Annotated in this window: 12 protein-coding genes; 5 read left to right on the forward strand and 7 right to left on the reverse strand. The window is 43.1% G+C overall.

Going from position 1 to position 15,583, the window contains the following annotated elements:
• The first annotated feature begins 224 nt into the window (after positions 1-224).
• Positions 225-2,417, forward strand: coding sequence for a DNA helicase RecQ (recQ, locus tag NAF17_RS05040; RefSeq protein WP_252757479.1), 2,193 nt, complete (start codon positions 225-227; stop codon positions 2,415-2,417).
• A gap of 78 nt (positions 2,418-2,495) precedes the next feature.
• Here the strand turns inward: recQ and NAF17_RS05045 are convergent, their stop codons facing one another.
• Positions 2,496-4,400 (reverse strand): OmpA family protein, encoded by a 1,905-nt coding sequence (locus NAF17_RS05045; protein ID WP_252756888.1) that lies wholly within the window; start codon positions 4,398-4,400, stop codon positions 2,496-2,498.
• A gap of 39 nt (positions 4,401-4,439) precedes the next feature.
• Positions 4,440-5,063 (reverse strand): 7-carboxy-7-deazaguanine synthase QueE, encoded by a 624-nt coding sequence (locus NAF17_RS05050; protein WP_252756889.1) that lies wholly within the window; start codon positions 5,061-5,063, stop codon positions 4,440-4,442.
• Positions 5,064-5,254: 191 nt separating this feature from the next.
• On the opposite strand from NAF17_RS05050, the gene NAF17_RS05055 reads away from it, so the two are divergent.
• Positions 5,255-6,040, forward strand: a complete 786-nt coding sequence (locus NAF17_RS05055; protein ID WP_252756890.1) for a hypothetical protein — start codon at positions 5,255-5,257, stop codon at positions 6,038-6,040.
• Positions 6,041-6,320: 280 nt separating this feature from the next.
• Here the strand turns inward: NAF17_RS05055 and NAF17_RS05060 are convergent, their stop codons facing one another.
• Positions 6,321-7,202, reverse strand: coding sequence for a bifunctional 5,10-methylenetetrahydrofolate dehydrogenase/5,10-methenyltetrahydrofolate cyclohydrolase (locus NAF17_RS05060; protein ID WP_252756891.1), 882 nt, complete (start codon positions 7,200-7,202; stop codon positions 6,321-6,323).
• Between the two features lie 85 nt (positions 7,203-7,287).
• Complete coding sequence (gene lepA, locus NAF17_RS05065; RefSeq protein ID WP_252756892.1) at positions 7,288-9,075, reverse strand: translation elongation factor 4; 1,788 nt, start codon at positions 9,073-9,075, stop codon at positions 7,288-7,290.
• Positions 9,076-9,199: 124 nt separating this feature from the next.
• Between lepA and NAF17_RS05070 the strand changes: the two genes are divergently transcribed.
• Entirely contained in the window at positions 9,200-9,547 is a 348-nt protein-coding gene (locus NAF17_RS05070) for a DUF2513 domain-containing protein (protein ID WP_252756893.1), read from the forward strand.
• Between the two features lie 44 nt (positions 9,548-9,591).
• Here the strand turns inward: NAF17_RS05070 and NAF17_RS05075 are convergent, their stop codons facing one another.
• Both NAF17_RS05075 and NAF17_RS05080 read right to left on the reverse strand, forming a co-directional pair.
• Positions 9,592-11,223, reverse strand: coding sequence for a hypothetical protein (locus NAF17_RS05075; protein ID WP_252756894.1), 1,632 nt, complete (start codon positions 11,221-11,223; stop codon positions 9,592-9,594).
• 59 nt (positions 11,224-11,282) lie between these two features.
• Positions 11,283-12,560: a DNA polymerase Y family protein gene (locus NAF17_RS05080; RefSeq protein ID WP_252756895.1), complete on the reverse strand. Its 1,278-nt coding sequence runs from the start codon at positions 12,558-12,560 to the stop codon at positions 11,283-11,285.
• A gap of 106 nt (positions 12,561-12,666) precedes the next feature.
• Between NAF17_RS05080 and NAF17_RS05085 the strand changes: the two genes are divergently transcribed.
• Entirely contained in the window at positions 12,667-14,481 is a 1,815-nt protein-coding gene (locus NAF17_RS05085; RefSeq protein ID WP_252756896.1) for a serine hydrolase, read from the forward strand.
• 74 nt (positions 14,482-14,555) lie between these two features.
• Here NAF17_RS05085 and NAF17_RS05090 read toward each other — a convergent pair whose 3' ends face one another.
• A complete protein-coding gene (locus NAF17_RS05090) occupies positions 14,556-15,080 on the reverse strand; it encodes a DinB family protein (RefSeq protein ID WP_252756897.1) in 525 nt (174 codons plus the stop codon).
• 142 nt (positions 15,081-15,222) lie between these two features.
• Between NAF17_RS05090 and NAF17_RS05095 the strand changes: the two genes are divergently transcribed.
• Positions 15,223-15,579, forward strand: coding sequence for a hypothetical protein (locus NAF17_RS05095; protein ID WP_252756898.1), 357 nt, complete (start codon positions 15,223-15,225; stop codon positions 15,577-15,579).
• The last annotated feature ends 4 nt before the right edge of the window (positions 15,580-15,583 follow it).

The following is a 15,583-nucleotide window of genomic DNA, read 5'->3' on the forward strand; positions in this document are numbered from 1 at the left end:
AATTTGGCAAATCCGTGCTAAATATGTGCATTAATTTGTAAATTTAGTATTAGGTAAAACTAAAATATTTCTATTGGGATTTTACCGTTTTAAAAAGGGATAAATAAGCAAATTGTTTTTAATCAAATAATCATTATGGTATAAAATTTTTAACAGAACTAACCGTTTATTTATAAATTTTTGTTATTTTGATCAATAATTTCCAAAAGTACAAGTAAATAATGATAGAGACTAAGAAGTCGCTTTTTGATAACCTGCAAAACTTTTTCGGGTTTGATAATTTCAAAGGGGAGCAAGAAGCGATCATCACTAATATTTTAGCAGGTAACGATACCTTTGTGATAATGCCTACCGGTGGTGGCAAATCCATGTGTTATCAACTACCGGCACTCATGAGCGAGGGCACGGCAATTGTGATCTCCCCGCTCATCGCGCTAATGAAAAACCAGGTAGATCAGCTAAGGGCCTTCGGAGGCTCGGAGAGCATTGCGCATTTCCTAAATTCATCACTTACCAAGGCAGATATTTTAAGGGTTAAAGACGACGTTTTGAGCGGCAAAACCAAGTTGCTTTACGTTGCGCCCGAATCATTGACCAAACAAGAGAACGTTGATTTTTTAAGGCTTAACCAGATATCATTCGTGGCTGTTGATGAGGCGCATTGTATCTCGGAGTGGGGGCATGATTTCCGCCCGGAATACCGCAAAATTCGCCAGGTTATCAGCAATATTGGCGATGATATCCCAATCATAGCCCTTACCGCAACCGCAACACCAAAAGTACAGCAGGATATTCAAAAAAACCTGCAAATGAATAACGCCACGGTTTACAAATCATCGTTTAACCGTAATAACCTGTTTTATGAGGTTAGGGCAAAGCGGAATGCTATAAAAGAAATTGTAAAGTTTGTTAAGCAGAACCAGGGTAAATCGGGCATTATCTATTGCCTTAGCCGTAAAAAGGTGGAGGAGGTTGCCGAAGCATTAAACCTTAACGGTGTAAAAGCCCTACCATACCACGCGGGTTTAGATCCTAAAGTACGTGCCGATACGCAAGACAAATTCCTGATGGAAGACGTTGACGTTATTGTGGCTACCATTGCCTTCGGTATGGGTATCGACAAACCGGACGTTAGGTATGTTGTGCACCACGATATGCCTAAAAGCATGGAAGGCTATTACCAGGAAACAGGCCGTGCCGGCCGTGACGGTGGCGAGGGTGTTTGTGTGGCATTTTATTCAGGAAAAGACATTGATAAACTGCAAAAGTTTATGAAGGATAAGCCTGTTGCCGAACGCGAGATTGGCACACAGATCCTGAAGGAAGTTATTGATTATGCCGAATCATCTGTTTGTCGCCGTAAGCAGCTACTGCATTACTTTGGTGAGAACTTTAACGAAGCTGGATGCAACAATATGTGCGACAACTGTTGTGGCCCTAAAGTGCATTTTGATGGCGAGGAACACCTGCACAGGGCATTAAGCCTCATTAAACTGATTGGCGAGAAATTCGACGATTGCCATATCATTAATATTTTAATGGGCAAAGATGACGCGCAGGTTAAAAATTACGAACACGATAAACTGGATTATTTTGGATCGGGGATTGAGCAGAGCGAGAACCTTTGGAATTCGCTGATGCGCCAGGCTTTGCTGAATAACTTCCTGTCGAAAGATATTGACCAATACGGACTGCTGCATCTTACTAAAACCGGTAACGCGTTCATCGAGAACCCGTACAGCATCCGCTTCCTGTTAAACCAGGAAATGGGCCCGATGGATGAAGATGACGTTGAAGACGGTCCTAAACAGGGTGGTAGTGCGTTAGATACTGCATTGTTGCAGATGCTTAAGGACCTACGTAAAAAACTGGCTAAACAAAAAGGATTGCCGCCTTTCGTTATTTTCCAAGATCCGTCGTTAGAGGAAATGTGTACGCATTACCCTATCAATACCGAAGAGCTGAAACAGATCTCGGGCGTTGGAGCGGGCAAGGCATTGAAATTTGGTGCCCCTTTTGTAGACTTGATCAAGAAATACGTTGAAGATAATGATATTGACCGCCCTATTGATATGGTGATCAAAAGCGCCGCAAATAAATCAGCACTTAAAGTTTTCATTATTCAGAATATTGACCGCCATTTAAATTTGGATGATATAGCCGCCTCAAAAGGCTTGACCTACGAGGAGATATTGAAAGAGGTTGAAACTATTGTAAACTCGGGTACCAAGCTCAACCTGAATTACTACATCGATGAGATGATAGACGAAGATAAGCAGGAAGAGGTTTACGACTACTTTAAAACCGCCGAAATAGATTCTATCGATGATGCCCTGGTAGAACTTGGCTCTGACGACTACACCCGCGAAGAAGTGCAGCTTATGCGCATCAAATTCATGTCGGAAGTAGGCAATTAAGCCTTTGAGAATTAAAGTGAAGAAGTAAAGGCCTGGGCAGTTAATCTGTTCAGGCCTTTTATAGTTTTATAAATATCCTTACTTGGCAATAATCATAAATTCTGTTCTACGGTTAAGCGCCCTATTATCTTCTGTCGTATTTGGTGCAATAGGCTGTGCCTCGCCGTAGCCTTTGTAAACAAGGCGTGTTGCCACAATACCATTTGCTGATAGGTATTGGTATACGGCATTAGCGCGTTTCTCTGATAATGTTACGTTTGCTTGTTCGTTACCTACATTATCGGTGTAACCTGCGATCTCTATCTTAACGGTTGGATTAAGCTGTAAAAATTCTACCAGCTTTTGCAACTCGGCTTTTGATTCTGCTTTCAGCTCAAACTTATTGGTATTGAAGAAGATGTTCTTCAGGATCGTTTTGTTGCCAACTTCGATAGGAGAGAGCAGCACCGAGATGTTGAACGCTTTTTTATCTTTTAAACCAATCAACGAGAAATTATCAGAGTAAAACAGGTAACCTTCCCTGGAGATATTCAAACCGTAATTTTTACCCGCACCGAGTGTCGCCAAAAACTCACCACTTTCTGCCGAGCTGTAATCCTGGAACACCGGGTTGTTCTTTTGCAGGTCGATGATCTCTACGGCGGCCTCTAACGGCGCTTTGGTATTTTTATCGGCAACTGTCCCCTTAATATACGTAACGATGTTAGGGCGAAGGCTAAGTGGCAACTCGAAGGTATAAATATCATATCCACCAAACCCTTTTAGGTTGTTTGATGAAAAGAACGCGTATGAGCCATTGGCGGTTAGCGTTAATCCGTTTTCATCGCCGCTGGAGTTGATGGGATAACCTAAGTTTTCAGGCTTTTGCCATTTACCATCCTTACCTAACCGACTTATAAAAAGGTCTTTTCCACCCATTCCCGGCCAGCCGTTGCTGCAGAAGTAAAATGTGCTGTCATCGGGGTGTATGAATGGCGATTGCTCATCATAAGCAGTATTGATCTCGGGCCCCATATTCTCGGGCACGCTCCATCCTTTATCGCTTAAGGTCGATTTCCAGATGTCGTAACCACCATAGCCACCTTTACGGTTGCTCACAAAGTACAGTGTACGCCCATCGGCACTGATAGATGGCTGCGCCTCCCATCCCGAGGTATTTACCGGGTTGCCTAAGCTGAATGGTTTAGCCCAATCATCACCATTTTTCTGGGCGATGTATATATCGCACCTGCCTAAACCATCGGGGCGGTTACAGCCTGTAAAGAACAGGTATTTACCATCCTGCGAAATAGATTGCGCGCCCTCGTTAAACATTGGCGTATTGATAATATTGCTCAGGTATTCGGCATTTTGCCAGTTGTTATTTAGCTTAACGCTTTTATAAAAATCTTCGTTGCTATCTATTTTACGGGTAAAGATCAAAGTACCCTCATCTGCGGTAGCTACGGGGAGGTATTCGTCGTTAGCGGTATTGATCTCGGCACCCATGTTTATCGGCACAAAAGCAACGGGATGGTTTAAAGCCTGGATACTGAACTTACAATCGGCAATCAATTTATGCGCGTAGGCTTGATTTTGCGCAGTAATGTTTGGGTAGCTAAGGTACTTTTCCAAATGGTGCTGTGCCGGCTCATATATGGCGCTGGTGATCTCAATTTCGCCAACTTTTAAATATATCGAACGGTTATACTCCGGGTCTAATTCAATAACTTTTAAGAATTGGTTAATGGCAGGTTTGTAAATGCGGCGCATCCGTAGTACCTCACCTAATTGCGCATGGGCCTCAATAAATTTAGGATCGGCTTTAATAGCTTGCTCAAGCTGGGTAATGGCATCGTCATACAAGTATTCATCAATACTTTGGTTTGCCCGCGCAAAATATTTAATAGCCTCTTTATCCGTAGTAGAATACTGCCTTTGCTGGGCAAAGGCAACTATAGATAACACCACCAGGAAAATTAATAAAAGATAGGTTTTGCGCATTGGGTATTGATACGATAATCAATACCCTAAGTTACACTATTAAGGGATATTTAAGTATTTATGGGTTTGTAATGATATTTCCCATTGAGGGTTCGCCATTACATAATCCACAATAAGCGGGGTCATCTCGGTGTGTTTAGACCACTCTGGTTGCATATACAACTTGCAATTTGGGCCAACTAACTTTGCATTATGCTCTGCAAAGGCAAAATCCGATTTATTGAAGATTATCACTTTTAGCTCGTGAGCAGCATCGGCAACAACCTGTGTAGGTGCTTTAAACTTCTTGGGCGACAGGCAAATCCAGTCCCAATTACCTGAAAGTGGGTAAGCACCAGAAGTTTCAATAAATGTTTTAATGCCTTTTTGCTGCAGGTTTTGAGTAAGATAATCCAGGTTATAGATCAACGGCTCACCACCGGTAACAACAACCGCTTTAGATGGAAATTTGGTAGCGTTTTCTACAATAGTGTCGGATAGTGTAAGCGGATGCAGTTCTGCATCCCAGCTTTCTTTAACATCGCACCAATGGCATCCAACATCACAGCCGCCAAGGCGGATAAAATAAGCAGCTTTGCCGGTATTGTATCCTTCGCCCTGTATCGTATAAAATTCTTCCATTAAAGGAAGCAATGTGCCATCTTCCGGAACCTGGTGTGCCATAATAAGGCGCAAAGGTAACTTTTTTAGAGGTAAAAGGTTAAAGGCGAAATGGAAAAGTAATTGATTATGATATTTAAAAGATAATAGTAGTGCCAGTTTAATAAACTTTTATCCTTAACCTTTTACTTTTCAACCGTTTAAATCCTTTTAGTTTTCAAGTAAATTAGCTATAATTACATAAATTTTGTCGTATGAAGAAACTATACACACCCCTTGTATTTTTTGCATTCTTTTGCCTCAGCTCATGCGTGGATATCGAAGAGCGCTACGATTTTAAACCAAACGGCTCCTGTACCGTTGCCTATGGCTTTGATATGAGCCGGGCGCTCTCCGTTTTAAATGTGTTGATCTCTGACTCGGTAAGGGCCACACCACAGTTTAGTTTGGTTAAGGACACTTCCATGAATTACTTTTATACGCTGCCCGATAGTGTTGTAAAGAAAATGAGCGCTGAAGAGATAAATACGGCCAAAAATAGTTCCCTCCATATCGACATGGATCTTACCAAAAATAAGATGAAGGTTAACCTCGATTACCTGGCCAAAACCCCGGCCGATCTGGTTTATTACCTGCACCATGTTTCGGCATTTTCAGTAAAAGTGCCCCAGGGTGAGTTTATCGAATCTAAACAAAAAGTTGTTAAACAATCCGGCGACCCAAAAGATTATAAAGGTGAGCTTTTATTGGGGGGGCAAGACTATTATACCTACGAAATAACCGACCATAAATTTTCCCGTATTATTAATAAAACTAAGTTTAATAATTTTTTAAAAGGTGCGGGCTCGCGGTTGGCTATGGCTAAAGCTATGCTAATAGACATGCCTTATAAAATGGTTTTAAAATTTGCCAAGCCTGTGAAGAAGATCGACAATTCCAAGGCCATACTTTCTGCCGATAGGATGCAGGTTACGTTAGTCACCAGTATGGATGAGGTGATCAAAAATCCGGCTTTGATGAACTTGCAGGTTGATTTCTAATCATTGCTAATGAAGTCGTACAAAGTCCCCGCATTGTGTTGAACGGTCAGCCATTCATCAAAAAAATAAAAGTGAGCGGCAAAGATATTATTATAATTGGCTATGAAAACGAGCTTTATGCGCTTGGTTCAATTTATCCGCATACCCGTGAACACTACACGTTAAGATAGAAAACTTTTGGGATGAATTCAAGCTGTCTGGAATGACGAACAGGTCAGTCTGAGCCTGTCGAAGACCTATAAACTCACTAATGTTTCTACAAGCTCAACACTAAAACTTGTTAAGAATAAACCTCTTTATTAGCAGAAGCCAGCGTATTTTTAAGTAAACCTATAATGGTCATTAAACCAACGCCTCCCGGTACAGGGGTTATCCATGATGCTTTCTGTGATACACCTTCAAAATCAACATCGCCATAAAGTTTGTAGCCTGATTTGGTAATGGTTGAGGTTTCGCGGTTCATACCTACATCTATAATTACAACACCATCTTTAACCATATCGGCAGTAATAAAATTCTTTTTACCGATGGCTACGATGAGGATATCAGCATCAAGCGTGAACTTTTTAATATCAGGAGTGCGGCTGTGGCAGATAGTTACAGTACAATTACCCGGGGTAGTGTTACGTGCCATCAGAATGCTCATTGGCGACCCAACAATATTACTGCGACCTACTACCACGCAATGCTTTCCTGCGGTTTCCACACCATATTCTTTTAACATTAAGGTGATACCATAAGGAGTAGCCGGGATAAACGACGGCAAATTGCGTTGCATACGGCCAAGATTAACCGGGTGGAAACCATCCACATCTTTCTTAGGGTCAATGCGCTCTGTTACTTTCTCAGGGTCGATATGTTTTGGTAGTGGAAGTTGTACGATGATACCATCGATATCTTCATCAGTATTTAACTCTGCTACTTTGGCAAGCAGTTCATCCTCGCTCACCGTATCCTCATAACGTACCAGGGTTGATTTGAAGCCCACCTTTTCGCAGTTCTTCATCTTACTAGCAACATAAGTTTCGCTGCCACCATCATGGCCAACCAAAACGGCTACCAAATGTGGCTTACGCCCGGTGCGCACTAAAATTTTAGCCGCTTCTTCAGCAATTTCAACTTTAAGTTTTTCTGATACGTATTTTCCGTCGAGTAACTGCATATAAAAGAAAGTCAAGATTAGGAGAATCAAGAATCAAAACATGAAATTTCTTGTCTATTGATTCCTGACTTCCTGATGCTAATAATTAATCAAGTTTCAACACCGCCATAAATGCCGATTGTGGTATTTCTACGTTACCAACCTGGCGCATGCGTTTTTTACCTTTTTTCTGTTTTTCTAACAGTTTACGTTTACGCGAAATATCACCACCATAACATTTGGCGGTTACATCCTTACGTAAAGCTTTCACAGTTTCACGGGCAATTATCTTGGCGCCGATAGATGCCTGTATAATGATCTCGAACTGCTGGCGGGGTAAAAGTTCTTTCAGCTTTTCACAGATCTTTTTGCCAAAATCGAAAGAGTTACCACGGAAGATCAATGATGACAGTGCATCAACCGGCTCTGCATTTAGCTTTATATCCAAACGAACCAAATCCGACTGGCGGTAGCCAATCTGGTGGTAATCAAAAGATGCATAACCTTTTGAAATGGTTTTTAGCTTATCGTAAAAATCGAATACGATCTCGCCCATTGGCATTTCGAAAACCAGCTCTACACGATCTGACGTTAAGTATGATTGATTTTTGATAAAACCACGTTTCTGGATACAAAGCGACATCACCGGGCCAACAAATTCAGCCTTGGTAATGATGGTTGCTTTGATATATGGTTCCTCAACAAAATCTATCTTACTTGGGTCCGGAAGATCTGATGGGTTATTTACAATAACAGGTTCGCCTTTGGTACTGTGGGCAACGTAAGATACGTTGGGAACGGTAGTAATAACCGTCATATCAAACTCGCGCTCCAAACGCTCCTGGATGATCTCCATATGCAGCATCCCAAGAAAACCACATCTGAAACCAAAACCCAAAGCTGCGGATGATTCCGGTTCAAAAACCAATGAAGCATCGTTCAGCTGCAGCTTGGCCATTGATTCGCGCAGTTCCTCGTAATCCTCGGTATCAACCGGGTAAATACCCGCGAATACCATTGGTTTTACTTCTTCAAAACCCTGGATCCCGCCTTCGCATGGGCGGGCGATGGTGGTAATGGTATCACCAACCTTAACCTCGCGCGATTCTTTTATCCCCGAAATGATGTAACCTACATCACCGGTTTTAATTACGTCTTTTGGTAGTTGTTTTAGCTTAAGCGTACCCACTTCTTCAGCAATGTACTGCTTTTCGGTAGCGAAGAATTTTACTTTATCACCCTTGCGGATCTCACCGTTCACTACTTTGAAGTAAGCTACGATACCACGGAACGAATTATAAACCGAGTCGAAGATCAACGCCTGTAGAGGTGCATCCGGGTCGCCAACAGGGGCGGGGACACGGTCTATAATGGCACGGAGGATATCAAATACACCCATACCGGTTTTACCCGATGCAGCCAATATATCTTCGCGTTTACAGCCTATCAATTCAACAATCTGGTCTTTAACCTCCTCGGGCATAGCGCCGGGCAGGTCCATTTTATTTAGTACGGGGATGATCTCCAGGTCATTCTCTAACGCTAAGTAAAGGTTAGAAATGGTTTGCGCCTGGATGCCCTGTGCAGCATCTACGATCAATAATGCGCCTTCGCAGGCTGCTATAGAGCGCGAAACCTCGTATGAAAAATCTACGTGGCCGGGGGTATCGATTAGGTTCAGGACATATTTTATCCCGTCCAGTTCATAATCCATCTGGATGGCGTGGCTCTTTATGGTGATGCCACGCTCACGTTCAAGGTCCATATCGTCAAGCAATTGGGCCTGGCTTTCGCGCTGGGTGATGGTGCCGGTATATTCTAATAACCTATCGGCAAGGGTACTTTTACCGTGGTCGATATGTGCTATTATACAAAAATTACGTATGTGCTTCATTCAGCCGCAAAAATAACTTTTTAAGCGGATAAATTCGTATCTAAATTTTGGCGAAAACTTAGCTATGTGATGTAAATCAAAAATTGATAAAATATAATTATTATCATTATTAATATATTTGAATATGAAACGTGATTTAATCCTGATTAAGGAAATATTAACTTTTATTGAAGCTAAGCCCGATACTCAACATGACCCAATAACTATAGAAGGTTTTAATAAAGATCAAGTTGATTATAATTGTTTATTATTACTTGAAAGCGGCTATATTACAGGAGAAAAACTTGGATATGGAACCGTATTTCCTTCAAGATTAACAACTATCGGTCATGACTTTTTAGATGCGTCTAGAGATTCAGGGATTTGGAAAAAAGCAACTGAGCTAATTAAGCAACAAGGCGGCAGTTTCACATTGGATATAGTTAAAACTGTTTTAACAGAATTAATTAAAGCTAAATTTGTCATAAAGTAGGGAGAAAACTTTTATCATTTTATATTACTTGCGTACTATCATTATTAATGGACCGCTTTTACAAACACCGGTGTTTCGCCAACTTGTATTTTAAGCTTACCATTTATGGTGTTCACCTGCTTACTTTCCATGGCTTCGGCACCCACTTTTAAGGTATAAATAACGCCGTTTTTCGCTCCTGAAAGATCTAAGGTGTACTCCGTTTTACGGCCAATTTGATCGGGAACGGTAAGCACATAAATGACGTTTGAGCCGCTTTGGTATTTGTCAACCAAAGGGTCGGCGTTGATAGTGCCTTTATAAATATAGTTGCCCATCAGCCTATTGGTTTGCAAAATATAGTCGGCAGCGGGGCGGCGTTTGGGGCTTTCGGCCAAGCCGGATGTGGCGTACTGCTCCGGGTTGTTAGGCGTAGCATCAAACAGTTGGTAAAAGAAAAGCCGCTGAACCCCGTGGCGGGCATACAAAAGTGATGACCGCAACGTCCAATCAGCCTGAGTAACTAAAGCGGATTTATTGCCAATTGTCGGCGCATGCTGGTAGCTTTGCTGGTTAATATCATACCCCGTTTCGGTAACCCAAACAGGCAGCTTTAAACTGTTACCCAATTTCACAAAACCATCGGCAACCTTGCCCGATACCGAAAGCTCTGGTGCTACACCGGTGGTAGAGCGCTGGTGGGTAAACACACTTCCATCATTAGCGTAAAGGTGATAATTGATCACATCGAAACAAAGGTTAACGCTGTTATCCGGCTTAAGGCCACGGTTGGCTTTACACCAGGCTATCATGCGCTGTACGTATTTTACATCGGCGGTTGCTAAACCACCCATCACCACAAGCATATTTGGGTCGGCGGTTTTTACGCCTGCGTTGTTGCCAAGCGTGCCCTTGTGCCCGTCGTAAAAAGCCGATAGGTTGGCAGCATATTCTTCGGGTGTTTGCGTGGCTTTGTCGCCTTTCCACCAGCGGTCGGGTTCGTTACCACATTCGATGTATTTAATGAGGCCAAGGCTTGTTTTAAGTGGGTTTACATAACCAGCTTTTAAAACTGATAGGCTATCTACCTTTACCAAACCTGGATTAATTTTGGTATTAGACCCATATCGCGCAGCAAACTGAAACGCTGTACGGGCCTGTACAACGTAAGATATGGGCTTTGAACGGTCTGCTCCATAATTTGCAGGTACATTTTCGTCATCGCGTTCATCAGCAGGGTAGGTGTTCATCATCCAAACGGGCAGGTTCTTCAAGTCGGCCAAAACCAAAATACTATCCTGCTTACAGCGGGCGTACATCACATCATAATACCAGCTACCGTTATTGGTGGGGTTGTAGGTGTAGTTGCCTTCGGTGTTCTCCAGCTTGTTCCAGTTCAAATAATGCCTAACCGCGCTAAAACTTTTGATGAGCGCCATGTTGGCCTCGTAGATATGGTTGCGGTCATTCCTGGCGGTGGGATTTTCTAAAAAGTTCCACTCGTAGCCGTTTACCCCGAACATGTTTTTAAGCGGCGTTTGGTTACTGTCAGCCGGGTTCGGCCCACCGGTTTTTATTATCGCAACGGTATCTTTTGCGATAACAGGCTTATTTTTTTCATTGAAATAACAGCGCGAAAAGCTGAGCGTTGCAACCAATACAAATAATAACGGTTTATGGGGAAACAGCAATTGCATATGACTAAATTAAACCTTATGGCGTTTAAAGATAATAATTTAGCCTAACGCTTATCGTGCTAACCCTTATAATCCAGATCCGTAAGGTCCTTTACCGAACCAAAGCCTATTACGTCCTTTATCATTTTGCCGTCGGTCATTTCTACAGCGCGGATCAGCTTGTCTGATCCAAACTTATCTTTGATCTGGTGCATAGTTTTCAGCGCGGTTTCCTGCTTATCCATATCATCAAACAGGCTGTAAAGCATATTGCCGTTATTTACAAAATTAGTTACGGCCACGCGCATCTGCGTTATCTGGGTATTCATGATCGGCGCGCATTTGGTGGCCTCTTCAAACTTTGCTATGCGAATACGGATCATCCTCATCAAACTAATGGCATCCTGTACCGGGGTGGTAATGGTAAAGGCATCATCCCAACGGGTATCGTCGGCGTAGCGGGCCGTAAACCCAACCGATTTGCAATAGAATTTATGATGCACCATGCGCTTTTCCAGCGTAAGGCAAAGGGTCATAAACAACTGGTCGATATAGTTGATGTGCTGCCGCTTTTCTGCCGAGATCTGCCGCATGGCCTGCATGCCCTTGTATTCGTGCGCTATAATATCGGTCTCGATAAAGTTGAGGCGGTAATGCCAGTAAACACCATCGATACTTTTAAAAACACTCCGCAATCGTTCGGGAGGGGTGTAGCGCATCTCCAGCGGGGTTTTAACGCCGGCGCGTTCCAACCGGTATGACATATTAGCCCCAATGCCCGGCAGATCGCCCAGTTTCAAGCCGCTTAAAACCGAGTCGATATTTTGCGGGGTGATCATCATCAACCCATTCCGTTTTTTGCCCTGTACCGATGCCAGCTTAGCCAGGAAAGCATTTGGGGCAATGCCTACGGAGCAGGTTAGCCAGTCGCCCACGTTTTTAAGGATGTCCCGTTTAATGTTCATGGCCATCTGCATGGGGTCTACATTTTCGTAGTTACTAAAATTAACAATAGCCTCGTCGATGCTTTTGGGTACCACGTCGTTGCAATACCCGCGCATCACATTAATAATTTTGGTGTGATACTCGCGATAGCGGGCGGGGTTGCTCTCCACCGGGACAAGATCGGGGCATTGGGCTATGGCATCGTTAAGGCGCATGCCTGCTTTAAGGCCGCGCTCCTTGGCCTCGGTAGATAGCGATATTACGCAGCCGTACTTGCCTGTGTAAACGCAAACCCCCACGGGGCGGCCACGCAGCCAGTAATTTGTCTGCTGCTCGCACCGCGCAAAATTGCTGTTCATATCTATAAACAGCACCCGCGCCTCTGTCTTTACCTCAATCTTGTTCTGGTTCACAAAAACAAAATTGCTAATTATTTTAGTATTTACAAATATTTGTGAATATTTAATTTAATGATTAGCTATATTTAGCGCTTATACTAAACACTTATCACCATTCACAATGAAAAGGATCCCTGTTCTTTTATTAAGCCTGTTTTGTTTACAAGCCATGGCGCAAAAAAATAAACCCAATATAAATTTTGATGCCCGCTTTAAGGGGCTGGATACCGCCATAAACCACGCTTTAAAAACCTGGCATGCCGCAGGCGTTGCAGTTGCCGTGGTGTATAAAGATAAGGTGATATACGCGCAGGGTTTTGGCAAGCGCGATGTAGCGGGCAACCTGCCCGTAACCCCGAATACTTTATTCGCCATAGGGTCGTGTAGTAAGGCGTTTACCGCCACCCTGATAGGCAAACTACAGCAGGATGGTAAACTGGATATTGATAAACCTGTAAACACCGTGTTGCCTGCCCTTAAGTTTTATAACGACGCCATGAATAATAGCATTACCCTGCGCGATATGATGAGCCACCGCACGGGCTTGCCGCGGCATGATGTTTCCTGGTATTATTTCCCCACAACATCGCGCGATAGCATGCTGCAGCGTATCAAGTTTCAGGAACCGGTAGCTGCTGTGAGGCAAATTTGGAATTATAACAACTTTATGTTTATGGCACAGGGTGTTGTTGCCGAAAAGTTATCTGGCAAAACCTGGGAAGAAAACATTAAGGAAAAGTTTTTTGGGCCGCTGGATATGAAAACGGCCAACACCACTATAGAAGAGCTGGAAAAAAGCAAAGAACCTGCCACAGGTTACGAAGTGTACCATGATAGTGTAATACGCAAAATGACGTATTACCACATTAACGCCATGGCCCCGGCAGGTGCTATAAACAGCAGCGTAACAGATATGGCCAACTGGGTAATTACCTGGATAAACAACGGCAAGTTTAAAGGTAAAGAGATCATCCCGGCCAATTATTATACCCAGGCAATCAGCTCGCAAATGGTAGTGAGCGCGGGGCTGCCTACCAAAAAAAATCCCGATGTATATTTTGCTAACTACGGTTTCGGCTGGTTCCTGGATTCGTACAAAGGGCATTACCGGGTAGAGCATGGCGGCCATATCGATGGCTTTTCGGCCAGTACCAGTTTTTTCCCGGCCGATAGTATTGGCATAGTGGTATTATCCAATCAAAACCAATCAAACGTACCATCTATCGTGCGTAACTTAATAAGCGACAGGCTGCTGAATAATAAGTATTTCGATTGGAATGGCGATGCAAAAAAGGCTTATGACAAAGCAAAGGCCGATGCTAAAAAAGCCGAAAAGACCGAAGTTAAAACAACAAAAAGTTTCCCCGCTACGCATGCCATTACAGATTATGCCGGCGTTTACAGCAACGGAGGCTATGGTACCATAAGGGCCTTTGTGGTTAAAGATTCGTTATTTGCGGCTACACCAAACAAAACCTTTTGGATGCGCCATAAAACCTATGATACCTACAACCTTTTTGAAAACTCCAAAAGCGCCGCTATCGATACCTCGAGCGAAAACTTAACAGTACAGTTTCAGCTGAATGTGACCGGCGATGTCGAAAGCTTGTCGACACAGTTGGAGAGCGGCCTGAAACCAATTGTATTTACCAAAGGGCTGGAAGAAAAGGCTATTATCGCGGCAGACATACAAAAGTACATTGGCGATTACCAGCTAAGCGGTATTGTTGCCAAAGTATATGTAAAAAATGGTAAAACGCTTTATGCGTTTGTGCCCGGCCAACCCGAGTATGAGCTTGTGCCGGTTGATAAAGATAAGTTTGGCATTAAAGTACTAAGCGGCTATTTCCTGAAGTTTGAGCTGGATGCCGCGGGCAAGGTTACCCACCTGCTGTTTATACAGCCCAACGGTAACTATAAAGCCGAAAAGAAATAAAAAACACAGCGCTTCAATGCAAAAAGCCATCCGGACTTACATCGGGATGGCTTTTTTAAATGTATTGAATGCTATTAAAATAACATTTCTTGCGGAGGGGTAGCACCTTTTAAACGCAGGTAAATGGTGGTTTGGCCACGGTGATGCGTTTGATGCTCAAAAGCTTTTGCCAATAACAAGCCACGGGTCGATTTCATTTTACCCATTGATGCTTCTTCTTTAAACTGGGCATCTGTCATGGTCTGGATGCTCGCGATAGCAAAATCGTAGCTGTCTAAAACTGCTTTGGTGGTAGCCTCTTTTGTTTGGGCAACGGTTTTCTCCAACGATACATCTTTAGCCAACGGCGGTACTTTACCGGTTGCTGTCGCGATTAAAAAGTAGTTGGCATCTGCCAGGTGAAGCATCTGCCCTGCAAATGTGCGCACCTCCGGGGTTGCTTTAAAGGTGTAACCATCGGCAGGCATAGCGTCTAAATACGCTTTTGTGTAAGCTTTGGCGCGTGTCCACTCGGCAACGGTTTCATCTTTAGTGATCTGCGCGAATACCGAGGTGCATGCCAGCACCATTACGGCTAACAGAAATGATAATTTTTTCATAATAAGGTTAATTTTAGTTTTCGATATAAAGGTAATTTTTTAAGAATTAGCTATCAAGCGCTTACGGATTTTTTTTAACCATTCGTTAAAAAAGGAGTTGATTAAAGTAAATGTTCCGATAAAACATTTAGCCGAACCTTATATGAAAAAACCACTTATCTGCCTGCTGCTATTATCCGCATGTACCGCCTTCGCGCAGGACGCGCAGATCATCAAAAAAGATTTCGGGACCATTGTTGCCTACACCCATCAAAAAAATATGGATAAGGTGATAGACATGACCTACCCGCGCATTTTTACCGTGATGCCCAAAGCCCAGATAGGCAGCGTGGGCAATAATGAATTGATAGATAAAAAATACGGCTATTCTATAGATTACAACCTGCTGTATGATATCAAAACCTATGTTATCCGCACCAAAACCAAACAGGTGTGGATCCAGATGACGCTGATGAATGAGGAAACAGGGAAATTGACGGTGTTGGAAACAACAAATTAGTCTC

Source organism: Mucilaginibacter aurantiaciroseus (assembly GCF_024055595.1).
In the GTDB taxonomy this organism is placed as follows: Bacteria; Bacteroidota; Bacteroidia; order Sphingobacteriales; family Sphingobacteriaceae; genus Mucilaginibacter; species Mucilaginibacter aurantiaciroseus.

Excerpts from the sequence above, each read along its gene's own strand:
- NAF17_RS05045 (WP_252756888.1), bottom strand. The coding sequence starts at position 4,400 with ATGCGCAAAACCTATCTTTTATTAATTTTCCTGGTGGTGTTATCTATA.
- NAF17_RS05050 (WP_252756889.1), bottom strand. The coding sequence starts at position 5,063 with ATGGCACACCAGGTTCCGGAAGATGGCACATTGCTTCCTTTAATGGAA.
- NAF17_RS05055 (WP_252756890.1), top strand. The coding sequence starts at position 5,255 with ATGAAGAAACTATACACACCCCTTGTATTTTTTGCATTCTTTTGCCTC.
- NAF17_RS05060 (WP_252756891.1), bottom strand. The coding sequence starts at position 7,202 with ATGCAGTTACTCGACGGAAAATACGTATCAGAAAAACTTAAAGTTGAA.
- lepA (WP_252756892.1), bottom strand. The coding sequence starts at position 9,075 with ATGAAGCACATACGTAATTTTTGTATAATAGCACATATCGACCACGGT.
- NAF17_RS05070 (WP_252756893.1), top strand. The coding sequence starts at position 9,200 with ATGAAACGTGATTTAATCCTGATTAAGGAAATATTAACTTTTATTGAA.
- NAF17_RS05075 (WP_252756894.1), bottom strand. The coding sequence starts at position 11,223 with ATGCAATTGCTGTTTCCCCATAAACCGTTATTATTTGTATTGGTTGCA.
- NAF17_RS05085 (WP_252756896.1), top strand. The coding sequence starts at position 12,667 with ATGAAAAGGATCCCTGTTCTTTTATTAAGCCTGTTTTGTTTACAAGCC.
- NAF17_RS05090 (WP_252756897.1), bottom strand. The coding sequence starts at position 15,080 with ATGAAAAAATTATCATTTCTGTTAGCCGTAATGGTGCTGGCATGCACC.
- NAF17_RS05095 (WP_252756898.1), top strand. The coding sequence starts at position 15,223 with ATGAAAAAACCACTTATCTGCCTGCTGCTATTATCCGCATGTACCGCC.